Source organism: Nocardia callitridis (assembly GCF_039543305.1).
GTDB lineage: Bacteria > Actinomycetota > Actinomycetes > Mycobacteriales > Mycobacteriaceae > Nocardia > Nocardia callitridis.
Genome location: NZ_BAABJM010000005.1, coordinates 293,345 through 318,653, shown reverse-complemented (window position 1 = coordinate 318,653; position 25,309 = coordinate 293,345). Strand labels below are relative to the sequence as shown.

Annotated in this window: 25 protein-coding genes; 6 read left to right on the top strand and 19 right to left on the bottom strand. The window is 65.0% G+C overall.

The window, feature by feature from the left end; genetic code table 11:
- Positions 1 to 177: 177 nt before the first annotated feature.
- From ABEA50_RS23750 to ABEA50_RS23735, 4 genes are all read right to left on the bottom strand, one after another.
- Positions 178 to 1,305, bottom strand: coding sequence for a metallophosphoesterase (locus tag ABEA50_RS23750; protein ID WP_425577700.1), 1,128 nt, complete (start codon positions 1,303 to 1,305; stop codon positions 178 to 180).
- 117 nt (positions 1,306 to 1,422) lie between these two features.
- Entirely contained in the window at positions 1,423 to 1,896 is a 474-nt protein-coding gene (locus tag ABEA50_RS23745; RefSeq protein WP_345498024.1) for an RICIN domain-containing protein, read from the bottom strand.
- Between the two features lie 289 nt (positions 1,897 to 2,185).
- Positions 2,186 to 2,398, bottom strand: coding sequence for a hypothetical protein (locus ABEA50_RS23740; RefSeq protein ID WP_345498022.1), 213 nt, complete (start codon positions 2,396 to 2,398; stop codon positions 2,186 to 2,188).
- A 93-nt stretch (positions 2,399 to 2,491) separates the two neighbouring features.
- Positions 2,492 to 5,143, bottom strand: coding sequence for a LuxR C-terminal-related transcriptional regulator (locus ABEA50_RS23735; protein WP_345498020.1), 2,652 nt, complete (start codon positions 5,141 to 5,143; stop codon positions 2,492 to 2,494).
- Between the two features lie 412 nt (positions 5,144 to 5,555).
- Here ABEA50_RS23735 and ABEA50_RS23730 point away from each other — a divergent pair, with 412 nt between their 5' ends.
- Positions 5,556 to 6,029, top strand: coding sequence for a DUF7144 family membrane protein (locus tag ABEA50_RS23730; protein ID WP_345498018.1), 474 nt, complete (start codon positions 5,556 to 5,558; stop codon positions 6,027 to 6,029).
- Positions 6,030 to 6,089: 60 nt separating this feature from the next.
- Here ABEA50_RS23730 and argS read toward each other — a convergent pair whose 3' ends face one another.
- The 4 genes from argS to ABEA50_RS23710 all read right to left on the bottom strand — a co-directional run bounded on the left by argS (position 6,090) and on the right by ABEA50_RS23710 (position 10,751).
- Complete coding sequence (gene argS / locus ABEA50_RS23725; protein WP_345498017.1) at positions 6,090 to 7,853, bottom strand: arginine--tRNA ligase; 1,764 nt, start codon at positions 7,851 to 7,853, stop codon at positions 6,090 to 6,092.
- Between the two features lie 112 nt (positions 7,854 to 7,965).
- Positions 7,966 to 8,673 (bottom strand): hypothetical protein, encoded by a 708-nt coding sequence (locus ABEA50_RS23720; RefSeq protein WP_345498016.1) that lies wholly within the window; start codon positions 8,671 to 8,673, stop codon positions 7,966 to 7,968.
- Between the two features lie 186 nt (positions 8,674 to 8,859).
- Entirely contained in the window at positions 8,860 to 10,173 is a 1,314-nt protein-coding gene (locus ABEA50_RS23715) for a bifunctional o-acetylhomoserine/o-acetylserine sulfhydrylase (RefSeq protein ID WP_345498015.1), read from the bottom strand.
- Between the two features lie 56 nt (positions 10,174 to 10,229).
- Positions 10,230 to 10,751: an OsmC family protein gene (locus tag ABEA50_RS23710; protein WP_345498014.1), complete on the bottom strand. Its 522-nt coding sequence runs from the start codon at positions 10,749 to 10,751 to the stop codon at positions 10,230 to 10,232.
- Positions 10,752 to 10,767: 16 nt separating this feature from the next.
- Between ABEA50_RS23710 and ABEA50_RS23705 the strand changes: the two genes are divergently transcribed.
- Entirely contained in the window at positions 10,768 to 11,235 is a 468-nt protein-coding gene (locus ABEA50_RS23705) for a VOC family protein (RefSeq protein ID WP_345498013.1), read from the top strand.
- 13 nt (positions 11,236 to 11,248) lie between these two features.
- Here the strand turns inward: ABEA50_RS23705 and ABEA50_RS23700 are convergent, their stop codons facing one another.
- The gene (locus ABEA50_RS23700) at positions 11,249 to 11,746 is read right to left on the bottom strand and encodes a DUF5994 family protein (protein ID WP_345498011.1); all 498 of its coding nucleotides are present in this window, start codon (positions 11,744 to 11,746) and stop codon (positions 11,249 to 11,251) included.
- A 60-nt stretch (positions 11,747 to 11,806) separates the two neighbouring features.
- Entirely contained in the window at positions 11,807 to 12,310 is a 504-nt protein-coding gene (locus ABEA50_RS23695) for a hypothetical protein (protein ID WP_345498010.1), read from the bottom strand.
- A gap of 170 nt (positions 12,311 to 12,480) precedes the next feature.
- On the opposite strand from ABEA50_RS23695, the gene ABEA50_RS23690 reads away from it, so the two are divergent.
- The gene (locus tag ABEA50_RS23690; RefSeq protein ID WP_345498009.1) at positions 12,481 to 12,852 is read left to right on the top strand and encodes a helix-turn-helix domain-containing protein; all 372 of its coding nucleotides are present in this window, start codon (positions 12,481 to 12,483) and stop codon (positions 12,850 to 12,852) included.
- 341 nt (positions 12,853 to 13,193) lie between these two features.
- Here the strand turns inward: ABEA50_RS23690 and ABEA50_RS23685 are convergent, their stop codons facing one another.
- The 3 genes from ABEA50_RS23685 to ABEA50_RS23675 all read right to left on the bottom strand — a co-directional run bounded on the left by ABEA50_RS23685 (position 13,194) and on the right by ABEA50_RS23675 (position 15,155).
- Positions 13,194 to 13,784, bottom strand: a complete 591-nt coding sequence (locus tag ABEA50_RS23685; RefSeq protein ID WP_345498007.1) for an ATP-dependent Clp protease proteolytic subunit — start codon at positions 13,782 to 13,784, stop codon at positions 13,194 to 13,196.
- Positions 13,785 to 13,789: 5 nt separating this feature from the next.
- Positions 13,790 to 14,389 carry a ClpP family protease gene (locus ABEA50_RS23680; protein ID WP_425577705.1) on the bottom strand — a complete coding sequence of 200 codons (600 nt, stop codon included), beginning with the start codon at positions 14,387 to 14,389 and terminating at the stop codon, positions 13,790 to 13,792.
- Positions 14,390 to 14,462: 73 nt separating this feature from the next.
- Positions 14,463 to 15,155, bottom strand: coding sequence for a GOLPH3/VPS74 family protein (locus ABEA50_RS23675; RefSeq protein ID WP_345498005.1), 693 nt, complete (start codon positions 15,153 to 15,155; stop codon positions 14,463 to 14,465).
- A gap of 218 nt (positions 15,156 to 15,373) precedes the next feature.
- Here ABEA50_RS23675 and ABEA50_RS23670 point away from each other — a divergent pair, with 218 nt between their 5' ends.
- Complete coding sequence (locus tag ABEA50_RS23670; RefSeq protein WP_345498004.1) at positions 15,374 to 16,132, top strand: NYN domain-containing protein; 759 nt, start codon at positions 15,374 to 15,376, stop codon at positions 16,130 to 16,132.
- Between the two features lie 28 nt (positions 16,133 to 16,160).
- Here ABEA50_RS23670 and ABEA50_RS23665 read toward each other — a convergent pair whose 3' ends face one another.
- Positions 16,161 to 16,514: a WXG100 family type VII secretion target gene (locus ABEA50_RS23665; protein WP_345498003.1), complete on the bottom strand. Its 354-nt coding sequence runs from the start codon at positions 16,512 to 16,514 to the stop codon at positions 16,161 to 16,163.
- Between the two features lie 198 nt (positions 16,515 to 16,712).
- Between ABEA50_RS23665 and ABEA50_RS23660 the strand changes: the two genes are divergently transcribed.
- On the top strand, positions 16,713 to 17,546 hold the full coding sequence (locus tag ABEA50_RS23660) for a glycosyltransferase family 2 protein (RefSeq protein ID WP_345498001.1): 834 nt from the start codon (positions 16,713 to 16,715) through the stop codon (positions 17,544 to 17,546).
- A 46-nt stretch (positions 17,547 to 17,592) separates the two neighbouring features.
- On the opposite strand, the gene ABEA50_RS23655 is transcribed toward ABEA50_RS23660, so the two are convergent.
- Positions 17,593 to 19,893, bottom strand: a complete 2,301-nt coding sequence (locus tag ABEA50_RS23655; protein WP_345497999.1) for a serine/threonine-protein kinase — start codon at positions 19,891 to 19,893, stop codon at positions 17,593 to 17,595.
- A gap of 136 nt (positions 19,894 to 20,029) precedes the next feature.
- Positions 20,030 to 21,577, bottom strand: coding sequence for an amino acid permease (locus ABEA50_RS23650; protein WP_345497997.1), 1,548 nt, complete (start codon positions 21,575 to 21,577; stop codon positions 20,030 to 20,032).
- Positions 21,578 to 21,753: 176 nt separating this feature from the next.
- Here ABEA50_RS23650 and ABEA50_RS23645 point away from each other — a divergent pair, with 176 nt between their 5' ends.
- Complete coding sequence (locus ABEA50_RS23645) at positions 21,754 to 22,500, top strand: MerR family transcriptional regulator (RefSeq protein WP_345497995.1); 747 nt, start codon at positions 21,754 to 21,756, stop codon at positions 22,498 to 22,500.
- Positions 22,501 to 22,574: 74 nt separating this feature from the next.
- On the opposite strand, the gene ABEA50_RS23640 is transcribed toward ABEA50_RS23645, so the two are convergent.
- From ABEA50_RS23640 to ABEA50_RS23630, 3 genes are read right to left on the bottom strand one after another with little or no spacing between them, the layout of a single operon-like run.
- Complete coding sequence (locus tag ABEA50_RS23640) at positions 22,575 to 23,039, bottom strand: YbaB/EbfC family nucleoid-associated protein (RefSeq protein ID WP_345497993.1); 465 nt, start codon at positions 23,037 to 23,039, stop codon at positions 22,575 to 22,577.
- A 21-nt stretch (positions 23,040 to 23,060) separates the two neighbouring features.
- Positions 23,061 to 23,744, bottom strand: a complete 684-nt coding sequence (locus ABEA50_RS23635; protein WP_345497992.1) for a hypothetical protein — start codon at positions 23,742 to 23,744, stop codon at positions 23,061 to 23,063.
- Positions 23,745 to 23,799: 55 nt separating this feature from the next.
- Positions 23,800 to 25,296: a DUF707 domain-containing protein gene (locus ABEA50_RS23630; RefSeq protein ID WP_345497991.1), complete on the bottom strand. Its 1,497-nt coding sequence runs from the start codon at positions 25,294 to 25,296 to the stop codon at positions 23,800 to 23,802.
- Positions 25,297 to 25,309: the final 13 nt, after the last annotated feature.

The following is a 25,309-nucleotide window of genomic DNA, read 5'->3' as shown; positions in this document are numbered from 1 at the left end:
GTGGGGCGACTCCGTTGCACCGGTCATCGAAGACCTCGCTTTCACCTCAACGGAGAAAACATCTGTCCCTCGGAGCGTAAGCACAGCCATGAACACGGCGCCGGGGATCGATAACGACCGCTGCCGATCCGCAACCAACACCGTTACTCGAGTTACGGACAGGTCTCTGTCGACCCCCTACGCGGGCCGCAAGACCAGCACCGTGATCTCGCTGGGGGCGAACACCCGCAACTGCGGTCCCCAGAACCCGGTGCCCCTGCTCGTGTAGAGCTGGGTATCGCCGCGGCGGCTCAGGCCGGCGACCACGGGCTGTTCCAGGCGCACCAGGTAATGAAACGGCCAGATCTGCCCGCCGTGGGTGTGACCGGAGATCTGCAATGCCACACCCTCCGGTGCGCTCTGGGCGATCTGCCTGGGTTGGTGAGCCAGTAGGACCACCGGCACGCTCCGGTCGGCGCCGTCGAGCGCGGTCGCCAGGTCCGGCCCGTGGCCGGGCAGCGAAGTGCCGGTGGGGTCGTCGATACCCGCGATCACGAGTCGGTCGTCGCCACGGCGCACCACCTCGTGCTCGTTGTGCAGCGGTCGCCACCCGAGGGAACGCATATGGTCGATCCAGCCCTGCGCGTCACCGAAGTACTCGTGATTGCCAGTGATGTAGAACCTGCCGAGCGGTGCGGAGATATCGCCGAGCGGATCGACCTGCGGGTGCCGCTTCGCCACCGAGCCGTCCGCCAGATCCCCTGCGTGGCAGGCGATATCGGGGCGCTGCGCATTGACGACGGCGACGACGCGTCGCGACCAGTCCGCCCGGTCGGTCGCGGCGAAATGGGTGTCGGTGATGACGACGACCCGCAGACCGTCGAGGGCGGCACCGAGTCCGCGAATCGCGACCTCGAGCGTGCGCACCCTCGGCACGCGCCGTGCCTCGAATACTCCCCAGGCCACCAGCACGATCGACACCAGCACGACGCCGACCGCGACCGTTCGAAAACGCGTCGAATCCTCGGCGCCGGTCATGGTGAAAATCAGGCCGATGATATTGCCGAATACCGACCAACTGAAAACAATCCACGCCACCCCGAGCAGGGTGTCGCCGACCAGGGACGCGGAATCCGATTGCGCGGGGCCATGTCCGAGAAACATCGTGGTGGGCAGGGCGAGGAATCCGAGCAGGAATACCACCGAGCCGATCCAGAACAGTGCACCGCCGCCTTCGGTCGGCGCGAACACGATCGTCCACCAGGGAAGCAGGAACAGGATGGCCGGAATAGCCAGGAACAACAGTGTGCGAAGCACGTATTTCAAGCGGATTCGTCCTCGTCGGCGCGAAGTACAGCGCACGGCCCTAACCCGGCGCTATGGGCCTACCGACGATAACAGTGGGGACGTCGAGCGAGTCGGCGCGCCGACTCGCTCGCGCGCTCAGTCGTCGTGGCGGTCGAAGCGCCACAGTTGGTCGCGGCGACCCTCGAAGGGCTCGAGCACCACGGGGGCGCCGTCGGTGCCTCGGCAGGTCAGAACGCGGTGATCGGGTAGCTCGATGGTGAACCGTCCGCCGAACTGCATGACGAGATGCCAGGTGGCGGGAACGGTGGCCACGATCGCGTCCGCTCCGTTGACGCTCAGGTACGTTCCGGCCGACCGGTTGCGAATGGTGTATCCGTCTGTGCCCGAATCGGGTTCGACTACCCAGTCCTGCCGTAGGATCCCGGCCTTGGTGTGCATGACGACCCGATCATCGATATTGCTGGCCTCCATGGCCTGGCTGCTGTAGGCATCGTTGGCGATGCTGTAGACACCCGACTGAACCGGGCTGTCCGCCTCGGCCATACCGGCCCCGATAATGAGCACGGTCGCGGAAACGATCACCGCGAGCAGATAACGCAGGAACCGCATGTTACCTCCGTGCTCATCGTGAACCTCGGCTGGAAACCAACAATGAATCTACCGGACCGCAATCAGCGTCGATATTACATTCGGCGGATCGGATCCGAAGGTCGGACACGCCATGAAGCGACGTGATAGATCCGCTGTTTCTCCTGTTCAGAGGGGGTGTATCTGGAGTGGTGTCGCGTGTTCCGTATTTCCCTGTGTTATTCGGGTTTTGGTGGAGAAGGTGCGTTGTGTCCGGTGCCGGGTAATTATCGATTACGAACTTTCCGATCCCCTTGAATGGTCGAATCCGTCAATCGGGTAACCGGTGCATCTCCACCAGGGTGAAACCCAAATTGTCTATCCTGGCGAGGATTCCGTGCATCGCCGTCGAATCGCCGACGGGACCGTACAGTGCCGTCGTCCCGCGCTGGATGATGGTGGCGGTGAGATCGGGGAAGGCCGCGATCGCACGGTCGGACAATTCACCGTCGATGGTGAACTGATAGCGATTGCGGTCCGACATGTGCGCTTCCTACGGAGTACGACGACGCGGTGTCGGGTCGAGTATCGCGGGCGGAGGTGATCGATGGCTTCCTCCGTGCTGGGTGAGATAGCGCTACACCATGCCGTCGTGCCGCGCCCGGTCGAGCGCGTCGACGCGGGAGTTGGCGTCGAGCTTGGCGTAGATCCCCCGCAGGTGGGTCTTCACGGTATTGACCGAGACACCGAGCTCCTCGGCGATCTGCTGGGCGGTGTGGCCCGCGGGCAGTCGCTTCAACACCGCCATCTCGGCGCCGGTCAACACGGCGTGATCGGGGTGGCGTCGCACCGAGGGATGGTGGCGGATCTCGTCGGCGAAACGGTCGGCGTGGCCGAAGCGGCCCACATGCGTGTCGAGCAACCCGATCGCGGCGGGCAGCTGGAGAAACGGACGGATCAGATGCTCGGGTTCGGCTGTGCGCAAGGCGTTCTCGAGGCTGATTCCGGTCTTCCACGGGGTGTCGAGCCGGTCCAGTGCGCTCGCGTACAGCAGCCAAGCGCTGACCGCCGTCACCGGGTGCAGCGCCGCGGGGTCGTCGAGCATCGGGGCCAGCAGGGTGCGGGTGGTCCTCGGCTTGTTGGTGGCGTCGGCCAGCGTCGCCTGCGCGACCTTGATCTCCGGGATATCACCGAGCACCACCCGCGCGCGGTCGACGAGCTGGCGCGCGGTGCCGGGCCCGTGCGCCTTGGTCACCGCGGAGGTCACCGGCGCCACGAGTCCGCTGACCGCGACGACGACGGGTGATCGCGCGGGTGTGGCGTCGGGTTGAGCCAACAGCAGCGTGAGCAGGCTGCGCCGCAATGCCTCGGTAGCCGCGTATTTGTCCTCGGCATCCTCGACCGCGAGCAACCTGCCGATCACGCACCCGTGCCAGCCCGCGACCGGACTCGTCGAGCCGTCTTGGTCGGCGTGGTCGAGCAGTACCGAGGTCAGCTCCGCCGAATCCCAGTGCTCGCCTTGCAGATACGCGCCGAATGCGCCGATCGCGATGGCCTGCGCGGTGTCGGGTCCGCTCGACAGCGACTGCTCGGCGGCGAGCTCGACCGCTCGATCGGCCCGGTCGCGCATCGACCCGATGGCGCCGCGGAGCCCGGCCAGGCTCGCCAGCCGAGTCGCCGACCGAACCGCCAGGTACGGGTGACCCGCGTGCTCGGCGAAGGCCAGACCGCGTCGCAGTTGTCGTTCACCCGCGGCGAGATCGCCGGCGAGAATCATCGCGGTCGCCGACTGCACGGTGAGATAGGCGTCCAAGTCGAGGTTGCCGGTCGGCTCGGTAGTGGGCTGCCACTGCCGGGCCGAGGCGACACCGGTGGTGGCGGCGACATCGATGGTTACCGCGGCGAGCAAGGGCGCGAGCCACTCCTGCGCCACCGAAGACTCGCTCCGATTCGCCTGTACGCCAAGCATTTCCAGGTATACCACCGCATCGGAAACCGACCCGGTCGTGGTCGCGTGCACCGCGCGCAGCAGCCAGAGGAACGGGTCGCCGGACAACTCGGGAACAGCGCGGTCGAGCAACGCGAGGGCCGCGCCGCCGTCGTCGGTCATGGCGAGACCGAGACCGCGCTCGCGCAAGAAATCGTGCAGGTGTTCGTGGTCGGGTCCCGCGAGCAGATGGCCGAGCGCGACCAGCGGTGAGCCGACATCGCGGTGCCAATGCGCCGCGCGCAAGTGTAGTTCCGGCAGCCGATCACCCTCCGTGCGGTGCGCCTCGCCGAGCAGATGCGCGCGCAGCATCGGGTGATAGTGAAACCAGCGTTGTCCCGTGCGCACGACACTGCTGATCGGAAACCACATTCGCTCCAACCCGTCGAGCAACGCCTGCGCGGGCTGCCCGGTCAGCTCGCTGGCCAACTCCTCGGTGAATTCCTCGGGAATGCTGGTGCGAATCAGGAAGGTCCTCGTCGAATTCGGCAGCGCCGCAAGGACTTCACCGACCAGAAAATCCGAAACCGCGTGCGCGGGCCGTGCGAACGCCGCGAGTGCCGCCGTGCGGTCGTTGGCTTGCAAACAGATTCCGCACAGCCGGACCAGCGCTGCCCACCCTCGGGTCAGCAGCATCACCGCGTCGAGTTCGTCGGTGCTCGGCGCCCGACCGTGTTGCGCGCACAACAGCGCGGCCTGCGTGCGACTCAACGCCAAATCGTCGGCACCGAGTCTGGTCAGCTCCGCGCGGGTGTCGAGGCGGTGCCACGACAACGGCGGCGCATGGCGTGCCGCGACGACGATGGTGACCTGCGGCGGCGCGTGCAGCAGGAAATGCTCGAGTCCCGAGGCCGTGAGCGGGTCGGTGACCAGGTGCGCGTCGTCGATCACGAGGACCGACGGTGGCGACTTCGCCAGCGCCAGCACCAGTTCGGTCGCACCCGCACTCGGCGCGGCCACCCGGTCGCGCGGGAGGATCGGATCGGCGTCGATGCCGAGGGCTCGACACAGCGCCCGCCAGAACGCGGTCGGCTCGTTGAGCCGTTCGGTGACGGTGAGCCAGGCGAACGATGTCACCCCGCACACGCGGCGTTCGAGCCAATCAGCGAGGGTGACCGTCTTGCCGCTGCCCGCGGGTGCGCACATCAGCAGCACCCGCTCGGTACCCGACCGCGATACTCGATCGAGCCGGTCGAAGATCTCCGGCCGCTCGACGGGGGCGAAGCACACCGTCGGCAACGACGCACCGGGGTCGAGTGCCCGGCGCAGCGGCTCGTGACGCCCCCGCTGGGCAGAATCCACCAGGGCCTCCTGAGCGCGAGTCTTTCGTCGGCGGCTGGAAAGGCGAACTCAGGCCGACGTTAGTCAGCGGCGTCGAGTGGTATCGGTGGCGGAGAAACTCTTCACCCAATAGTTAAGCGCACCGGGAGATCGATATCCGCACGTGACTCGCCCTAGGACCGCGGCGTTGAGCGCGGCGGCTTCCGCACAGTGCGTTCCAGATCGTGCGGTCCGGGGGTGGAGCGTTGATGCGGATGGCGCGGATCTTCGTCAGGTTCGGCGCGAAACCCGCCACGAGTCCACCGGCCGCGACCGGCGGGTAGCCGGTTGCGGAGAACCGGGCGCGCGTTGTCATCCGTTGTGGGTGAAGCAGGAAGGCCGGTACTCGAGGACATTCGGGGGAGGTCCACTACGAACGAAGAGGTGTTTGACAATGACGCAAGCGGCATACGGCGGGCAACAGGCTTCTTATGGCGGGCAGCAGGCCACCTCCTATGGTGGGCACGCCTCGCACGAGGCGAGCACGCACAAGACCAAACAGGGGTTCGCGTTCGGCATTTCCTACGGTGCGGCGATCCTGCTGCTCACGGTGGGTGTGCTGTCGATACTGCAGGGGATATCGGCGCTGTCCAACGACACGGTCTTCGTCACGGGGATCAATTACGTCTACGAATTCAGCATGACTACCTGGGGTTGGATTCATCTCATCGCGGGGGTCGTGCTCGCGGTGAGTGCGCTCGGCTTGATCACGGGCGCGATCTGGGCGCGGGCCGCGGCGGTGTTCTTCGCGGCGCTGTCGATCATCGCCAACTTCCTGTGGATCCCGTACTACCCGATGTGGTCGATCTTGATCATCGTGCTGGACGTCGTCGTGATCTGGGCGGTCACCACCTGGCGTGCGGCCTGAGTCGACTGCGCGCGTCCGCCCGCGCGGCACGCGATCATCGATCGTGCGCCGCGCGGGTGCTCACATGCGTTGTGGCGCGGCGATACCGAGCAGGCCGAGGCCGTGCTCGAGGGTGCGCGCCGTGAGGCGGCACAGCGCCACGCGGTTTTCGCGGACCGGATCGGTGGCGGTGAGGACGGGGCATTCGTCGTAGAAGGTGGTGAAATCGCGGGCGAGGTCGTAGAGGTAGCCGCAGAGCCGATGGGGTTCCAGTGTGCTGGCCACGTCCGCGAGCGTGTCGGCGTAGGCGTCCAACTCCAACGCCAGTGCGCGTTCGGCCGGTGCCAGGCTGACGGCCGGGTCGACGGTCGGCATCCGCGCGTCCGTCTTGCGCAGGATCGATCGGATCCGCGCGTGCGCGTATTGCAGATAGACGCCGGTATTGCCGTTGAACGCGAGCATCCGCCCCAGGTCGAAGGTGTAGTCCTTGACCCGCGAGGTCGAAAGGTCGGCGTACTTCACCGCGCCGATCCCCGACTGCTCGGCGATCTGATCGAGCTCCGCCGGATCGAAATCCGGGTTCTTCTCGGCGACAATGCTTCTCGCCGTCGTCGTCGCTTCGTCGAGCAGGTCCATCAGTCGCACGGTCGCGCCCGCTCGCGTCTTGAACGGGCGTCCGTCGGGGCCGAGAACGGCGCCGTAGGCGACGTGTTCGACGGTGACCTCGTCGGTGAGCCACCCCGCACGGCGTGCGACCTCGAAGACCAGGCGAAAGTGCAGCGCCTGCCTGGCGTCGGTGACATACAGCAGCCGGTCCGCGCCGAGGGTGTCGACGCGGTGCTTGATGGTCGCCAGGTCGGTGGTGTCGTAGCCGAATCCGCCGTCACGCTTGCGGACCATCAGCGCCACCGGTTTGTCGTCGGGGCCGGTGACTTCCTCGGAGAAGACCACCAGTGCGCCGTCGCTGGGCACCGCGATGCCGCGGTCGACCAATTCGGTGACGGTGTCGGCCAATACCGGGTTGTAGAACGATTCCCCGACGTAGTCCTCGGTCGTCAACAAGACGCCGAGGCGGCTGTAGATATCGCCGAACGACTTCTCCGATTCGGCGACGATCTCGCTCCACCGTGCCAAGGTGGTCGGGTCGCCGGACTGTAGGGCCACCACTCTGGCACGGGAGCGGTCGGCGAAATCGGAGTCCGCGTCGAACGCCGTGCGCGCGGCGCGATACAGGCGGTCCAGCGCCGAGACCGAGGCGGTGTCGTCGGTGAGATCATCGTGGCGCCACGGTATGTCGCGGTGCTCGTCGAGGTACTGGATGAGCATGCCGAACTGAGTTCCCCAGTCGCCCAAATGATTCTGGCGAATCACCTCGGCACCGAGGAACTCGAGCACCCTGGCGAGGCTGTCGCCGATGATCGTCGTGCGCAGGTGCCCGACATGCATTTCCTTGGCGATGTTCGGGCCCGAATAATCGACGACGGTGCGCGCGCCCTCGCTCGCCGCGGCGACACCGAGCCGGTCGTCGGTCAGGCGGGCAGCGACCTGCCCCCACACCAGCGGATCGGGCACCGTGATATTCAGAAATCCTTGACCGGACAATTCGACCGAATTCAACAGGTCGCCGTCGGATCGCAATGCTTCGACCAGACCGGCGGCCACCTCGGTCGGCGGTATTCCCGATCGCTTGGCGAGCGCTGGTGCGGCGTTGGATTGGAAATCGGCGCGGGTGGATCGTCGGACAACCGGGTCGGCGCCTTTCATCTCTGGTCGTGTCCGGGCGATCGCGTCGGCGACGGCGGCGGAAACATGACCGAGCAGCGGCAGCACCCCGGAATTGTGCACGAGCGACTTCCTCCTGGTTGGTGTGAAGGAGTTATTGTCGCAGGCCGCGTCGAATACCGCGAAAGGCCCCGCCCATCGGGGAAAATGGTGGGCGGGGCCGGTTTTCGCGTCGCTACTTGGCCGGGGCAGGCGGCGGCTGGTTGACGGTGGTGAAGTACTGGATCGCCGCGCCGATCGCGAACGGTGCGGTGATCAGCAGCTGACCCGCGACGGTGCCGAGGGCACCGATGGCGAGGACGCCACCGATGCAGCCGACCGCTGCGGCGGGGATGAACGGTCCGAACAGCCCGACGATGGTGGCCGCGGCGACCGTCGCGCCCGCGATACCGCCGAGAACGCAACCGACGGCCGCGCCGCCGAGCCCGCCGACCAGGGTGCCGATGGCGGCGCCGAGGCTGACCGTGCTGGTGAACCGGCTCCACGCCGCGACCTCACGGTCGTATTCGTTCTTGAACGGCGCCTTGTCCTCGTAGGGGAGGGCGACGGGCTTGTAGGTGGCGTGTTCGCGGTCGATCCGCGGCGTCAGCGTTGCCTCGTTGCCGGAAATCTGTGCGGCGATCGGGAATTCGAAGTCATCGATACGGAAGTTCAGCGGGGTGCCCGCGAGAACAGTGCCATCGGTGGCTTTGATTTTGAAGACATCGTCTTCGACCACGAGCGAGCCGGAATCGGTGCTGATGATCGATGACGTGTCGGTGGCGTGCGCGGTGAAATTCACCGCACCGCTCTCGGTCTCCGGCGCGGCACCGGAAACGCCCGCGGTCACCGCCATCGCTATCGTCATCAGCGCCGCGGCTACAGCAGGTTTGAATATGCGCATTGAAAATTCCCTCATCTCGAACTTTCCCCGGCTACGAGCATTGACGTAAAGCCGGATCGGGGCGAGGGAAAAATGCAGCGCGATTCAAAAGCGGATCGGAGATGAAATCAACGGTAAATTCGCGTGTGGCGGGCCGAAAGCCCAGCCGCGCGAAGGCGGCTGGGCTTTCGGGGCCGGTCGAACGCGTTACTCGCCCGCAGCGGCGAAGCCGACGCGAAGATCGGCGAGGATGTCCTCGATGCCTTCGAGGCCGACCGCGAGGCGCACCAGGCCCGGCGTGACACCCGCGGCGAGCTGCTCCTCCGGGGTCAGCTGCGAGTGGGTGGTCGAGGCGGGGTGGATCACCAGCGAGCGCACATCACCGATGTTGGCGACGTGGCTGTGCAGCGTCAGCGCGTTGACGAACCGCTTGCCCGCGTCGATGCCACCGGCCAACTCGAAGCCGATCACGGCACTGGCACCCTTGGGGGCCAACTGCTGTCCGCGCTCGTACCACGGCGAAGAGGGCAGTCCGGCGAAGGCCACCGAGGTGACCTCGGGACGGTCGGTGAGGAACTCCGCGACCGCCTGTGCGTTCTGCACGTGGCGCTCGATGCGCAGGCTCAACGTCTCCAAGCCCTGGGCGATCAGGAACGCGTTGAACGGCGACACCGCGGCACCGAGGTCGCGCAGCAACTGCACGCGAGCCTTCAACGCGAACGCGGGTGCGCCGAGGTCGGCGAAGACCGCGCCGTGGTAGCTCGGGTCCGGGGTGGTGAAGCCGGGGAACCGGCCTTGGGTCCAGTCGAACGTGCCGCCGTCGACGATCACGCCGGCGATCGCCGAGCCGTGTCCGCCAAGGTATTTCGTCGCCGAGTGCACGACGATGTCGGCACCGTGCTTCAACGGTTGGATCAGGTACGGCGTCGGCACCGTGTTGTCCACGATCAGCGGGATACCCTCGGCGTGCCCCACCTCGGCGATACCGGGGATGTCGAGGACGTGGTTCTGCGGGTTCGATACCGTCTCGCCGTACAGCGCCTTGGTGTTCGGCCGGATCGCCGCGCGCCACTGCTCCAGATCGTCGGGATCCTCGACGAAGCTCACCTCGATGCCGAGCTTCGGCAGGGTGTAGTGGAACAGGTTGTAGGTGCCGCCGTAGAGGCGCGGGCTGGAGACGATGTGGTCGCCCGCTCCCGCGATGTTCAGGATGGCGAACGTCTCCGCGGACTGACCCGAGGCCACCAGCAGCGCCGCGACGCCGCCTTCGAGCGCGGCGACGCGCTGTTCCACCGCGTCCTGGGTGGGGTTGATGATCCTGGTGTAGATGTTGCCCGGCTCGGCCAACCCGAACAGTGCCGCGGCGTGGTCGGTGTCGCGGAAGGTGTAGGAGGTGGTCTGGTAGATCGGCAGTGCGCGTGCGTTGGTCGCGCTGTCGGGCGACTGACCGACGTGGATCTGCTTGGTTTCGAAGCTCCAGTTCGCGGTCGGGTCCTCGACGGCCTGGGCGGGATCGGTCATGTGTGCTTACTCCTGGTTGACGGTGCGCGGATCATGCAGGGCGGTAACGGATTCGATTAGCGCGAATCAGTGACCAAGGTAGTGGTCACCGGGGTCTGCCCGGTGCTGAGATCGAGAACTGGGCAGTGTGCGTCAACGGCCTCCTGTAATTCTTGGTAACGCTCATCGGTCTCTGGTCCACTGACTCGCACGGTGACACGCACCGCCTGAAACCCCGCGCGCACGGTGTCGTCGAGGCCGAAGAACCCGCGCACATCGAGATCACCCTCGGCATCGACGGCGAGATCGTCGACGGTGATGCCCAGCCGTTGCGCCCAGAACCGGTAGGTGACCACCTGGCAGGAGATCAATGCCGCCAGGTAGACCTCCACCGGGTTCGGCGCGGTGCCCTCGCCACCCAGTGTTGCCGGTTCGTCGACGCGCACGGTGTGCTTTCCCGTGGTGATCGCGCTGCCGACAGCGGCCTCCGGGACACCGGCGGCGCGAAAGACCGCCAGCGCGTTGGCCGGATTGTCCGCGATCGCCGCCGCCGTGGCATCCACGATGTCGTTGAGCGGCGTGCGCGAGTTGGTTGTCATGTCCGACAACCTAGAAATGACTGACAGCGAGGGCGAGAGTTACATTCGGCCTGAGCCGAACCGTGGCTTGGTGGCGCGGATCGGGAAACCCGCCGTAGCGTCCACCACCATGCGGATACTGAAAACCTACGCGCGTGCCTTCGTCACCGACCTCGACGCCGCGCTGCCGGTCTACGAACGGTTGGTCGGCAAGCCCGCGGACCTCCGATTCGGTTTCGAGCGCGCGGAATTGGCCGCGGTCGGTGATTTCCTGTTGATCGCGGGCGCGCCCGAAGACGTGGACAAGTATCGCGACACGGTCGGCCCCGTGGTGGTCGACGAGCTGGAGGGACTGCTCGCGCTGGCCGCCGAGCTCGGCGCCGTAGTCACCGCGGGCCCGTTGACCAGCGATACCGGTACCTTCTACTACCTCAGGCATGCCGACGGAGTGAATGTCGAGTATGTGCGGTGGTCGCCTGACATTCGTGCCAGCATCCTGGGCTGACCACGAACCCGGCTCAACGAGTCTGCGGAGCCCGCCGTCCGCCGCCAGCTTCGTCCAGGGGCGGGCTCGTTGCGGAATCATCAAGCAGAACGGCGGTTTTCGAAGCGACCGACGACATGAGGGTGGCGTGCGCGTCGGCCTGGTTGGTATCGGGGGCGATGACGCGGAGCACGACGCGTTCGTCGTCGTCGCCGAAGACGACCAGCAACGTGTCGGAGGTGGACGGGTAGGGCAGCAGTTCGACGATCCGCTGGCCGATGATCGTCTCCGGCGGCGCGGGCTGCCACTCGCGCGGGTCGTACACCACCCGGAAAATCGGGCCGAGCCGTACCGCCAGGACCGCGAGCAGATCGGGCAATTCTTCGAGCAGCCCCTGCGTGCGGGGCCACCACGCGCCGTCGACGCAGTCGCGGTCGTCGTGCTTGGACTTCGCCTTCAGTCGCAGGCGGGGGGTGTACTCCGGCGGTACGGGATGCCGGGCAGGGTTGCCCGGCATGGTCGACGCTGTCACGGCGGCCTCCTGTCCTTGCGGCTGGTGGCGCGAGCGGGCGAGGACGACCGCTCGCGGCGACTAGTGGTGCGTGTCGTGCGGGCGGCGGGCAGTCGTGGACGACGTGTCGGTGAGATCGCGGATGTCGCGGAAGCCGGACCCCGAGGACGCGGTGTCGGCCGGTTGATTGCCGTAGCCCTGCGGGTCGGCGCCCTGGCGGCTGGCTTCGTTGTCGGGAATGTTGATGCGCTCGTGCCTGCCCTGGGTCTGGGTCTGCGCACGGGGTTGCTCGTATCGAGGGCCTTGCTGATCGGCCTTGCGGCTGGCCTTCAGTTCTTTGCGCGCCTCGGAAGCCTTGCGTGCGGTCCTGCGCGCACCGGCGAGCAGCATGCTCAACCCGGCCAGTCCGATGGCGCCGATGATGATGCCGGACAGAAACAGCGTGCCGCTGGAGCCGGTGACGTGGTAGCCGAAGATCGAGAAATCGTCGGTCAGCGCGTGTGCGCTGCCGGTGTTGGCCAAGACGCCGACCAAACCGACGACGATGGCGGCGATCAAGATGACGAGCCCGATGATGATGATCATGGTGATCCTCGAATCGTTAGGGGTCACTCCAGTACACGCCCGCCCCTCGATCGGTGTCAACCAGCCGAACCACCGACCGTGACCTGCTTTGATGTGCGATATCTATCGCGCTGTGTCCGCTGTTGGTGAACATTCGCCGAATCATGCTCGCCGAGTGCGAGACTCGAATCATGGCAGCTGACGACGAGGGCGTTGTGATCGATATCCGGAGCTGGCGCGGTCCGCGACAGCAGCCGCGACCACCGGTCGCGCCGTCGCCGTTGCTGCGGGTGATCTACGGCGAGGTCCTGCGCGATGAGCGTCGCGATCAGGACCGCACGCTGGCCGAGGTGTCCCGGCAGGTGGGGATGTCCAAGCAGTACCTGTCGGAGATCGAACGCGGGCGCAAGGAGCCGTCCTCGGAGATACTGCATTCGGTGTGCGAGGCGCTGGAACTGCCGGTCGAACAGCTGCTCACCCGAGGGGCTCGGCGGCTGAGCGCGTTCCGCCGACTGGACCGGCGGCCCGCCTCCGAGCCCAGGATCGAGCTGCGCGCTGCCTGAGCGCCGGGCTTGAACGCACTGGCTGACTCCGCACGGGCTCAACGCCGTGCGGAGTCAGGTCTGTGCGGCAGGTTGACCGACTGCGGGTTCGGTGCAGAAGGGTGAGCGAGAGGCACACGCACTGAAGAGCTGAGCACTCGACACCTGCGCACCCAAAAGGCCGGGGGCTCATGGCTTCGGGCTTGAATGCACGGGCTTGAATGCACGGGCCCGAACGCTCCATCTCTGAACGCACAGGGGTGAGCGTTCAGAGATGGCGCGCTCAGTCGCGGCTGTTGATCAGCGCGTCGGCCAGGCCGTACTCGGCCGTCTCGGGGGCGGTGAAAATAAGGATGGCGTGCTCAGTCGCGGCTGTTGATCAGCGCGTCGGCCAGGCCGTACTCGACCGCCTCCGTGGCGGTGAAAATGCGGTCTCGGTCGGTGTCCTTGCGTAACTGGCCGGTCTCCCTGCCGGTATGCGCACTCAGAATCGTCTCGGTCTCGGCACGGATCCGCATCACCTCCGCTGCCTGTAGCGCCATATCGGAGATGGTGCCCTGACCTTGGGCGTACGGCTGGTGGAGCAGTATCCGCGAATGCGGGAGCACGAACCGGCGGCCGGGAGCACCCGCGGCCAGCAGCACCGCGGCGGCCGAAGCGGCCTGGCCCATGCAGTAGGTGGCGATCTTGGGACGCAGGAACTGCATGGTGTCGTAGACCGCGAGCATCGCCGTGGTCGAGCCGCCGGGCGAATTGATGTACAGACCGATCTCGCTGTCGGGTGACTCGGCCTCCAAATGCAGCAGCTGCGCCATGATCACATTCGCGACGCCGTCGTCGATCTCGGTGCCGAGGAAGACGATTCGCTCGTTGAGCAGTCGACTGAACACGTCGAAGGAGCGTTCACCGGCGGGGGTGCGTTCGATGACGTTGGGGATCGTGTACTGGCTCATGATGATCACAGCCCCACTCGGTGTCCTGCGCCGAACGGCGCGAGGCGGGCAAAGGAATCCGCGATGTGGTCGACGATGCCGTATTCCAACGCCTGTTCCGGGGTGAACCAGCGGTCGCGGTCGGCGTCGTGGCGGATCTCCTCGACGCTGTGGCCGGTCTCGGCGGCGAGAATGCGCTCGGACTGCAACTTGGTGTATTCGAGATTCTCGGCTTGGATCTCGATGTCCATCGCGGTGCCGCCGATCCCCGCCGACGGCTGATGCATCATGATCCTGCTGTGCGCCAAGCTGATTCGCTTGCCCTTGGTGCCGGAGGCGAGGAGTACCTGGCCCATGCTCGCGGCGAACCCGAGCGCGACGGTGATCACGTCGTTGGGGATCAGTTTCATGGTGTCGTAGATGGCGAGTCCGGCGAAGACCGATCCGCCGGGGGAGTTGATGTAAACGACGATGTCGCGCTCGGCGTCGGCCGAGGACAACAGCACCAGTTCGGCGCAGGCCTGTTCGGCCATGGTCTCGTTGACCTCGCCGGTGAGCAGAATCGTTCGATTGCGGAAGAGGCGTTCGGTGAGCTGACTGCGATAGTCCAGCTGCGCTGATTCGATCATGGTTCCGGTCTACTGCCGCAGCAGCCGCATTCGACCGAATGTCCGCTGAGGGCAGACCGATCGACCGCGATCAGCTCGAGGCGCCCGCGGTGGTCGTGCTGACGATGATGGCGGTGTTGACGCTCTGGATATGCTGGATCGCCTTGCGCACGGCGGGTCCGCCCCATTCGCCTTCGCTGATCTGCTTGCCGCGCTGCTTCAGTGTCTTCTTGTCGACCTCCGGCAAGAGCTTGGGCAGCAGTTTCACCACCTCGAGGATGGAGATCAGTGCCGAGGTGCGGTCGTCGGGCTGCTCGGTGTCGGCGATGGCGGCGGCGACCCGCTGCACGATCTCGGATTTCGCCCTGCGGTTGGCGGACTTCCACGACGTGACCGGGAAGAGGCCCAGCGCCTTGCTCTTGTCCTCGGTGAGGTAGCCGCCGTCGGCGAGGTCGTGCAGCAACGCGTCCTGCAAGTTCTTGGCGCGGCTGCGCCACTTGCCGTAGCCGACGACCTTGCCGACCGCGTCCTTGGGTTTGCGACCGTGGGCGACCTCGGCGAGATCCGCCAGCCTGGGGTCGGTGGCGCGTTTACCGGTAGAGACCAACCGGCCGGGCTTGTGGTCGGGATCGTCGCGCTCGGTCAACCGCAACGCGCCTTCCACCGTGAGCTGGACGAGCGCGGCACCGGCGAGAGCGGCGCTGGTGCGGGTGCTGTCCACCAGCTTCTTGCCCGTGTCGTCGTCGAGGGCCAGCAGGAGAAATTCCTCCGCGACGGTCAGCATCCTTGGGTCTCCCGTTCGTTGCGTATCGGCACGTTCGCGCCGAGGATCGACTCCCGCGCCACCCACCGATGGTAGGGCACATCCGGCGCCCGACCGGGGTGCGAGGCGCGGGGTGGCCGGTGCATCCGACGCGCGCCTGCGCTTCACCGTTCTACCGGGCGACGTCGCCGAGGCGGACTACCGTGTTCGGGACTACCGGCCGAGGAATGGGGTTTGCTTTGAGCAGCGACAGTGCGACGCGGCTTGCGGTGTTGATCGACGCCGACAACGCGCAGCCGAGTATCGCCGACGGCATGCTGGCTGAGGTCGCGAAATACGGTACGGCGCATGTGAAGCGGGCCTACGGCGACTGGACGAGCCAGAACCTTCGGGGCTGGAAAGACCAGTTATTGGCGCAATCGATCCAACCGATCCAGCAGTTCGGCTACACCACGGGAAAGAACGCCACCGACTCGGCGATGATCATCGACGCGATGGACCTGCTCTACACCGGCAATCTCGACGGCTTCGTGATCGTTTCCAGCGACAGCGATTTCACCCGGCTGGCCAGTCGCATCCGCGAATCCGGCCTGACGGTATACGGATTCGGTCAGCGCAAGACTCCGCAACCGTTCGTCGCGGCGTGCGACAAGTTCATCTACGCCGAAAATCTCACCGTCACAGCGGAAGAGCCACCGGCCAACAACACACGTAAGCCGACGAACAACCAGCTCAAGGGCGACGCCAAGCTGATGAACCTGCTGCGCAACGCCGTCGACGCCGCCTCCGACGATTCCGGCTGGGCAACACTGGCCACGGTCGGATCGATCATCAACAAGCAGCGCACCGACTTCGACCCGCGCAGCTACGGCTACGGCAAGCTCGGCGAATTGTTCGCAGCTACCACGCTGTTCGACTTGCAGACGCGTAGTCCCGGCGAGGGTAAACAGCAGGTCGTCTACGTGCGCGATATCCGCGCCCGCTCCGAGGGGCCATAACTACCCGTTGCCAGCCACCCGGCCCGGCTCAGGTCGGCGCGTCCGGACGTTTGCTGAGATTTGGCAGGTAGGCCGAGCCGTTGGCGACCTGATCCTCGTTGGTCTCGAAGGTATTCGCCGCGTCACGCAGATTGGTGGCATTGTCCTGGAAGACGGTGACGAGCTGGGACAGCGAGTCGAAGGTGCCATCCCGATTCGCCTTGTATCCCTTCTCCCCGTCGGCAAATTTCTTGCCCGCCTTGTCGTCGCCCCACGGCTCGCCCTTGCTCTCGGAGGAGGTCTGGAGGTTTTCGAGAATCCTCTTGGTGGTTTCGGCAACGCCTTCGAATTCGACTGCGGCCTTGCGTACTCCCTCGGGGTTGATCTCTACTGGTTGACTCATTGCCTTGCTCCTGTTCTCGGTTCGCCGACGAGCTACCGAACCGGACGTGCCGACCGGGATACCGCTGCCACCGTCGCAATCGATGATATCGGCAAGTGGCACTTGGGCGCTCGGGGAGGACGAGACCGCGAGACCCGTGTGCCGAGGCTACTGCCGCGAGCAATGGAGCGCAGGACGCGCAGAGACTACGCTGGGAAGGTGCGACCCGAATCCGAACATGATCACGTCTCCGCCGGTACCGACAAGCCCGTGGTCAGTGTCATCTGCCCCACGTATCAGCGCCCGGCATACATTCGCCAGCAGGTCGAGAACTTTTGTGCCCAAACCTTCGGTGGCGGAATGGAAATGCTCATTCTCGACGACAGTCCTGAGCCGAGCTTGTTCCTGGACGATTCGGAATACCGTGAGCGCGGCATCCGATACTTTTATATGCCCGAGCACCGCCTGACCATCGGCAAGAAGTTGCACATGATGTCGACGCTGGCTCGGGGAGAGATCATCGCCGTGTTCGACGACGACGATTACTATGCCCCCCATTACATCGAGCGGATGGTCAAGTTTCTCGGGCCCGCCGACTTCTGCACCCTGAGCCGGTGGTTCGCCTACAGCCCTGAGCAGAGGGCCTTCGGGTACTGGGCGACCGACATACTGTCCAGGACACACTTCGTCTTCTCGCCGTGGGAGTCGATCAGGCCGATGATGACGGATGGCTGGAACGAGGAGTGGGTTACCGGTGTCCTGTGGGGATACGGCTTCTCCTACGTGTGGCGAAAGTCCGTCTTTCCTCGGGTGGAGATCGCCGACATCACCTTCGCCGACCAATGCTGGGACCTGGATTTCTACCAGAAGTTGAAGGGCGCGGGATTCAAGACCGTGAGCGCCCCCGATACCGAAGGACTGGTCATCCATATCCTGCATTCCGGTGCGACGACGAAAATGTTCCCGCAGTACATATTGCCGGATTTCTTGCTCGAAAAATATTTCCCGCACTACCGCCCGGTCGACAATCGCGTCTCCGAATCTCGCACGTGAGCGTTTGATCGGGAACACAGGAGCCGGTGCTGGTGGCTGACGCCGGTCACCACCAGGACCGGGGCCGCACATGATTGGCAAGATCGATGAGGGCGTACCGCTGTAACCGCCGGGGCGCGGTGCGTGCGATGTGGCGCAGCACCAGTTCTATCCCCTTCCTGAGTTCCTCGTCGGTGTAGCGCAGCCCGAGGATGGTCGCATCGGGGTTCCTCGGGCGCTCACCTCGTCGCAGCCAGGACAAGGCGGCGCCGAGGACGAGGGCTTGCATCTGTTGCAGGCGGGGTTCGTCGGGGAGCTCGCGTAAACGGTCGGCGGCGTCGTCGAGATCGGATTCGGTGAGCTCGGCGATCGGACGCGAGGTGAGCAGCAGGCAGCCGGTCATGCGCGCGACATTGTGGTGGCGTGAAGTCTGCGGTACCTGTTGCAGGGTGGCGACGGCGGCGGTGGCGTCACCGACGGCGGCTAGTCGGCGAGCGAGGCCGAACGCCGCACTCGCGATGCCGCGATTGGTCTGCCAGACCGCCCGGTAGGACTCCGTCGCCGTGCTTGCCCAGCGGCTCCGATCGTGGGTGCCGAGGTCGAGCAGCAGCTCGGCGGTCGCCGCCAACGCCAACGGCGGCGCGATTTCGCCAGGCACCATGGAATACACGAGATCGAACTGAGCGTAGGCCTTTTCGTAATCGCCGCTGGTGAGTTCGGCGACCCCCACATACCACTCGACGCGCCAGTCGGTGTGATATTCGCGCCGCAGCTCGGTGAGCTTTCCGCGCACGTACTCCACCTCGCCGAGATCGAGATAGGCGCGGACCTCGGTCAAACTGCCTTCCAGTTCGAAGTTTTCGGGCGTGGCGAGCTTTCCGTTTCGCATGTTCTCTCGGCTCTGGCGCAGTGTGTCCAGGGCTCGGTACGGATCGCCGTGAAGCAACGGTGACAACAGTTCCGCGTTGGGATCATCGCTGTCGATCAGCGGAACCGGGAGTGCGGAAACGACGCTCGCCGCGTCGAGGACGGCAACGCGCGCGACGCCGTCGACGATGCCATCGGTCTGCCCGATCAGCGTCTCGATCCCGAAATCGCCGCGCGGAGCGCTGAATACGGCCGACACCTGCGGGTGGTCGCGGCCGGTGTCCCCGGCGAGGACGGTGCGTAGCACGCCGAGGAGTTGGCGATACATCGCGTAGGCGGACGGAAAGCGCTGCGCGGGAACCTGTTCGGTGGCGCGCGCCAACAGGCGGGCGAACGAGGGATAACGGCGCAGGACCGGCTCGTCCTCGGGGGAGGGCAGGCCGGGCAGCTTGTGGCTGTCCGGGTCGGTCGGCATCGCCATGGTCAGCGCGGCCAGGGTGCGGCCGACGGTGTAGATATCGGAGGCAACCGTCGGCCCTGTCCTGGTGAATTCCGGCGCCTGATAGCCGAAGGTGCCATACAGGTTGCCACCGGATTCCCGTGCGGCGACCGCACCGAGGTCGATGAGCTTGACCTCGTCCTCGCTGACCATGATGTTGTCCGGTTTGAGATCATTGTAGGCAAGGCCGAACGAATGCAGATAGTCCAGTGCGGGAAGGATTTCCAGCAGGTAGGCGATGGCCTCGGCGACCGGTAGATGATCGGGAGTGCGCAGATCGAGCTCGGTTTTCAGTGACCGCCCGCCGACGTACTCCATCACGATGTAGCCGATCGGAATGCCTTCGGTGGAACGGTGTTTGACGAAGTTGAAGATCTTCACGATCGCCGGATGCGCCATCTCCGAAAGGAACTGCCGTTCGGCCAGCGCCACCACGTGGGCCTCGATATCGAGCGGGTTCTGTAGCCCCTTCAACACCACCCAACGGCTCGCGACATTGCGATCGCGGGCCAGAAAGATCCAGCCCATCCCGCCGTAGGCCAGGCAGCCCCGCACTTCGTATTGATCGGCGACCAGGTCGCCTGGCTCGAGTAGGGGCCGGAAGTTGAACGGTGCTTCGCAGTGCGCGCAGCTTCCCGTTGAGGTGCCCGGCTCGCCGTTGCCGGAGCGCCCGACCGGCTTCTGACATTTCCAGCAGAACCGTTTGTCTTCGGGCACTTCGGGATTGCGCAGCACCGCGGCGGCGGGATCGAGTGGTGTCACCGCCGGCAGCCGCACCAGCCCGCCCCCGACCCGACGCACGCTGGGGCGCGATCTTCCGTCGGAGCCCACCTCGGCCTTGCGTGCGGGTTCGGAGATCTCCTCCGGTTCCACTCGACCGGCTCGGGTGGCCACCGTGCGCCGGGTAGCCCATTGATGCGGCCGATCGGTGGCATCGCGCAGCTGTCGCGTTGCCCACAACGGCGGCTCGGGGTGGCCGGATAAGGGGGAATTCTCGGCCATTCGCCTTCTCAGAACCTCGAAATGTCGAACTGACGTGCCAACCCGACCGCTCCGCAGCTGGAGGGTGTCCGTGCTGCGGAGCGGCGGGGCCAGTTCCGGTGGTGGCACGGTCGAAAACCGCGACATCCGAACGATATTAGTGCGATTCTGCCTCATCGTCCGGCGTAGCGCGTTGCTCGGACGCTGAGGTGTCCTGTCGATGCTTCACCGGGCGCTCGGCCAGTACCGGGAATTGCCCGGTGTAACCGATGCGTTCGTTCGCCAGGTGCAGTACCCGTCGTCGAACCATGAACCAGCCCCCGATCAGGAGCGGCAACACGACGCACACCATCGCGATGACGGCTCCGCGCTGCACGATGTCGCTGCTGGTGGCCATGATGACCACCACCACCGCCAAGAAGATCAGCGTCGCGTAACTGGTGTAGGGCGCGCCGAACAGGCGGAATGCCGGTCGCTCCACCTTGCCTTGCTTCGACCATCGCCACAGCTGCAACTGGCACAGGATGATCGCCGTCCAGGCGAACATCGTGCCCAATGCCGATACGTTCAGCACGATATTGAACGCTTGGGCCGGGACGATCGCGTTCAGGCCGACACCAGCCAGCGCGACCGTACCGGTGGCGAGGATGCCCACATACGGCACACCGCGGGTAGACATCTTCGAGGCGATACTCGGTGCACTTCCGTTCATCGACATCGACCGCAGGATGCGCCCTGTCGAATACAGCCCGGCGTTGAGACTCGAGAACGCCGCGGTCAGTACGACGAGGTTCATGATCGACCCGGCGCCGTCGATACCCAGCTTGCTGAAGAAGGTCACGAACGGGCTTGTGTCCGAACTGAACTCCGTGTACGGAATCAGCAGTGCGAGCAGTACCAACGAGCCGACGTAGAACAGCGCGATGCGGGCGATCACCGAGTTGATGGCCCTCGGCATGATCTTTTCCGGATTCTCGGTCTCACCGGCGGCAGTGCCGATCAGTTCCACCGAGGCGTAGGCGAAGATGACACCGGTCGTAGAGAGGACCAATGGCATCGCGCCACTCGGGAACAGTCCGCCGTGCTCACTGATCACACTGAGCCCGGTGGTCGCGCCGTCGATTGTGGACCTGCTGGCCAGAATGACCACGCCGATGATCAGGAAGGCCACCAGGGCGACCACCTTGACCAGTGCGGCCCAGAATTCCAGCTCGCCGAACCATTTCACCGAGATCATGTTGATGCTGAGCACGATGACCAGCGCGATCAGCGCGATCGTCCACTGCGGAATCACCTTGGTGGCTCCCCAATAGTGCACGTAGGTGGCGATCGCCGTGATGTCGACGATGCCGGTCATGCACCAGTGGAAGAAGTACATCCACCCCACGCCGAAGGCGAGCTTCTCGCCGTAGAACTCGCGGGCGTAGGAGACGAACGAGCCCGAGGAAGGGCGGTGCAGCACCAGTTCGCCGAGGGCTCTGAGTATGAAGAACACGAAGATGCCGCAGATCGCGTAGGCCAGGAACAACCCGGCGCCCGCTTCGCGCAAGCGTCCGCCCGCGCCGAGGAACAGTCCGGTCCCGATAGCACCGCCGATCGCGATCATCTGCAACTGGCGTGGCTTCAGAGCCTTGTGGTAGCCCGCATCCTCGGCGTGAAGCGAAGTTGCTTCGGTTGCCGGGGGAGGGGGTGTGACAGTGGCCATGAGAGGACCTTTCCTGTGATGCCGATCATACCGCTGATTGGTGTAACGTACCGCCATAAGATGGCACATGCAAGAGGGTGTTCGAGTCGTTAACAGCGCGGAAATCTCAAGGCCGAAAACGCAGTTCGATCGCTAGGCTGCCGATAGGTGAGGTTTCGGTGTGGTTTCCTGGAGGTATGGCAGTGGATTCGGAGTTCACGATCGACGAACTGGCGCGCGAAGCCGGGACGACGGTGCGGACGCTGCGGGTGTACAACGAGCGTGGCCTGCTGCCGCCTCCTGCACTCAAGGGGCGCACCGGCTTCTACGGCGATGAGCACCTCAATCGGGTGCGCATCATCAGCCGCCTGCTCGATCGCGGAATCAAGCTCAGTGGCGTGCGTGATCTGCTGGAGGCGTGGGATCGCGGCGACGATCTGGCCGCGGTACTCGGCGTCAGTGCCTCGGCGGCACCCGCGCCGAAATCAACTGTCACCGAGGTCGAAACCACCGTCGCCGCAACCGATCTCGCCGAACGGTATCGGGATGTTCCGAATGGTCTCGCGCGGGTGATCGCCGTCGGGTTGTACGAGCCGGTGGACGCCACCACCTACCGGGTCAAGGATCCCAAGCTGGTCGACATCGCCGCGCAACTACTCGGCGCGGGGGTGGCGCAGGCCAGGGTGCTCGACGAGCTCGACCGGTTGCGTGATGACTGCGACCACATCGCACGGCAATTCGTCGACCTGTTCGAGCGCACCGCGGTGCGGGAGTTTCGTCGCTCCGATCGCCAGTCGGAGGATGTGGCCGAACTGGTCGGACACCTGTCGATGACCAGGACGATGCCGGGTCGGATGGCCGCCGATCTCGTCGGGCAGTACGTCACCAGGTATCTGGAACACGTGACGCGGGAGCTGGGCGACGTGCTGCCCGACGAGACATGAATCGACCGCGCAACTCTCGTACCGAGCACCCTCATTCGTAGCGCTCGCGTCCGGGATGGATGACGGATCGTCGATCAGTCGTCGTCGGCGACCGACCACGGTCGGTTCCTGGAGTCGTCCTCGTTTTTCTTCCGCGCCGATAGCGGATCGAAAGACGCTCGTTGCGGCTCAGGGGTTTTCACGCTGAGATCGGGCAAGCCCTCGACCATCGACGAAAGGCTCGGTAGGCGCGAGCGCGTGGTGCGGATCGGCGCGATCAACTCCTCGGCCATCTTGGCGACCTTCGCGGCAGCGTCCTGTGCCGCCTCGGTCACCGCCATCGCGATGTCGTCGTAGTCGAGGTCGTCGATGTCATCGGAGAAGACGGTGTCGATCGGTACGCCGTCGGCATTGCAGGTGACCGTGACCCTTCCCTCCTCGGCGCTCGCCGTGGCGACGAGTTCGGTGCGCTTGCGCTGTGCGTCCGCGATCGACCGGATGTGGCCGTTCACGGTGTCCATCAGGTCCGCGAAATCGGCCTTGGTTCTGTCGTTGTCCACGATGTCGTCACCTTTCGCGGTTTATCGGATATTCAATTCGTAGGTGGCATAGCGATGCCGGTCGGTGCCGGCATCTTCCCAGACGTAGGTGTGCTTGCCGATATGGCTCAGCCGGATGCGGGTGTCCGCGATGATGTCGAAACCGCTGCGACGTGCGCGCTCACAGAACGAGTATTCGGCGCTCAGGTACAGGTGGTCGTCGCCGTCGGGCACGATCAACGGCAGGAAATACGGCACCGTGATGCGCTTGAATTGCTGATTGCATATCGGCAACTGCTCGTGCACGATCATCGTCTCGTAGACGACGCGCTGGGTGAAGCAGAAACCCATTGGCGCGTAACAGATCTCCATCGGGCCGCCGCCCTCGCCGAACAAAACCCTCGGCGTGTCCGGCAGCAGTTTGCATGCCAGTTGGCGCGCACCCTTTCTCGGGTAGATCCCGCACACGATCGGCAGATCCTGCTCCCGCAGCATATCCACCGCATCGGCGTTGAAGCCGACGTCCGAGTCGATCCACATCATTGCCTCGTAGTCGTCGAACATCGCGTCCGTCGCCATCTGACTTCGACCCTGATCGATCGCCGCATAGCGGGGCATGGCTCGCACGTGATAGCCGCGGGCCTCCAGCTCTGCCAATCCTTTGGCGCACTCGGGCTCGAGGTATCCACCGATCGGAACGAGAACGACGCAGCGGGACGGGTCCATCGAATTTTCTCCATCGTCGAGGCGTGAGCAAAGGGGGCCGCACGGCCGTCGGTCATCAGAAATTGAACGTGAAGGTGGCGTAGCGGTGCCGGGCGCTACCCGCGTCCTCCCAGCCGAAACTCTGACGGCCGATGTGACCGAGCCGGATTGTGGTGTCCGCCATGATGTCGAAACCACTGCGGCGAGCCCGTTCACAGAAGGCGTAATCCTCACCCAAGTACCAGTGGTTCTCGCCGTCGGGGACGGCCATCGGTAGGAAATAGGGGACCATGGGGCGACCGAACTGCTTATTGCACGTCGGAAGCTGATGGTCTGCTTGGATTTTCTCGTAGACCTCGCGTTTGGTCAGCAGAAAACCGGTAGCGCCGTACTTGATCTTCGTCAACCCGCCTCCCACACCGAAGGTGAGTTTCTCGGTCCCCGGCTCGAGGTGGGCCACCAGCTCGCGTTGCCCCTTCTTGGTATAGACGGCACAGACGATCGGAAGATCGAAGCGACGAAGCTGCTCCACCGCGTCCACCGGGAAGGAAATGTCGGCATCTATCCACATCAGCTCCTCGAATCCGGCGGCAAGCGCGTCGGTGGCCATCTGACCGCGAACCTGGTCGATAGCCGAGGCGCCGAACACCCGCCATACCGGATAGCCGAGCTGCTCCAATTCGAAAAGGGCACGCGCACAGTCCGGCTCGATATTGTCGGCCACCGGGACGAGAACCACACAGCGGGACGGGTCGCGTTTCTTTCTCGTCTCGGATGCCACCCACCAGACATCCCGGTGCGATTCGCGCGCGGTCGCGTGCGGAAAATCGGAGTCGGGGTCGACCGGAATACTGCGGCGCACCTCCGGCTCGACCGGGGCGATATCTTTCTCGGCGAGGAAGTTCTGGTACTCCCTGGCCTCGTACTTGTGCACCGTGGTCAGATAGTCGTCCTCGGTATCGTCGTCCTCGGTTTCCTGGACCGCCAGGTAATCCCGTGTGGGGAAATGCTTGATGTTGCGCACCGTGGCGGCATCGATGACTGCGATGTCGTCCTCGCCCAGCATGGTCGGCCACAGGGATTCCAGGCCGAGCCCCGTCACCGTGGCAACGAGGTCGGGTACGCAGCGGCTCAGGAACTCCCCGCTGAAGCAGGGGGCCATGGTTTCGACATAATTGGTATAGCGCAACACCTGTCCCCGGTTCACCCGAGTGATCTCGTGGACGACGTAGCTGTCCTCGGTCAATGCCGGCTGAGCCAGCGACAGCTCGTATTCGGCACAGATATCGAACATCGTGTTGATCGACGCCATATCCGTCATGAGGTCGTTATTCGGGATCCATATGTAGTCGTACTGCTCGATCGTGTCGGCCATATTCTGGGCCAACCGGCCGAGCGCGGGCCATTTCGGCCCCTCGACGTGCACGAAACTCGCATGGGAGCTCTGGAAATCTCCCGGATCGTCACCGGGGTAGCCGACGATCAGATCCCAATTCCTGTCGCCGGGACCGACGATCCACCTCTCATGCTGCGAGGTGTAGTCGGCCCGGATAATGACAAGATTGCGTCGCACGCCCCCAGTATTA

Coding starts and splice junctions, on each gene's coding strand:
- ABEA50_RS23745 (WP_345498024.1), bottom strand. CDS start 1,896: ATGCGGTTCCTGCGTTATCTGCTCGCGGTGATCGTTTCCGCGACCGTG.
- ABEA50_RS23740 (WP_345498022.1), bottom strand. CDS start 2,398: ATGTCGGACCGCAATCGCTATCAGTTCACCATCGACGGTGAATTGTCC.
- ABEA50_RS23730 (WP_345498018.1), top strand. CDS start 5,556: ATGACGCAAGCGGCATACGGCGGGCAACAGGCTTCTTATGGCGGGCAG.
- ABEA50_RS23720 (WP_345498016.1), bottom strand. CDS start 8,673: ATGCGCATATTCAAACCTGCTGTAGCCGCGGCGCTGATGACGATAGCG.
- ABEA50_RS23715 (WP_345498015.1), bottom strand. CDS start 10,173: ATGACCGATCCCGCCCAGGCCGTCGAGGACCCGACCGCGAACTGGAGC.
- ABEA50_RS23710 (WP_345498014.1), bottom strand. CDS start 10,751: ATGACAACCAACTCGCGCACGCCGCTCAACGACATCGTGGATGCCACG.
- ABEA50_RS23705 (WP_345498013.1), top strand. CDS start 10,768: ATGACTGACAGCGAGGGCGAGAGTTACATTCGGCCTGAGCCGAACCGT.
- ABEA50_RS23695 (WP_345498010.1), bottom strand. CDS start 12,310: ATGATCATCATCATCGGGCTCGTCATCTTGATCGCCGCCATCGTCGTC.
- ABEA50_RS23690 (WP_345498009.1), top strand. CDS start 12,481: ATGGCAGCTGACGACGAGGGCGTTGTGATCGATATCCGGAGCTGGCGC.
- ABEA50_RS23685 (WP_345498007.1), bottom strand. CDS start 13,784: ATGAGCCAGTACACGATCCCCAACGTCATCGAACGCACCCCCGCCGGT.
- ABEA50_RS23675 (WP_345498005.1), bottom strand. CDS start 15,155: ATGCTGACCGTCGCGGAGGAATTTCTCCTGCTGGCCCTCGACGACGAC.
- ABEA50_RS23665 (WP_345498003.1), bottom strand. CDS start 16,514: ATGAGTCAACCAGTAGAGATCAACCCCGAGGGAGTACGCAAGGCCGCA.
- ABEA50_RS23655 (WP_345497999.1), bottom strand. CDS start 19,893: ATGGCCGAGAATTCCCCCTTATCCGGCCACCCCGAGCCGCCGTTGTGG.
- ABEA50_RS23650 (WP_345497997.1), bottom strand. CDS start 21,577: ATGGCCACTGTCACACCCCCTCCCCCGGCAACCGAAGCAACTTCGCTT.
- ABEA50_RS23645 (WP_345497995.1), top strand. CDS start 21,754: ATGGCAGTGGATTCGGAGTTCACGATCGACGAACTGGCGCGCGAAGCC.
- ABEA50_RS23635 (WP_345497992.1), bottom strand. CDS start 23,744: ATGGACCCGTCCCGCTGCGTCGTTCTCGTTCCGATCGGTGGATACCTC.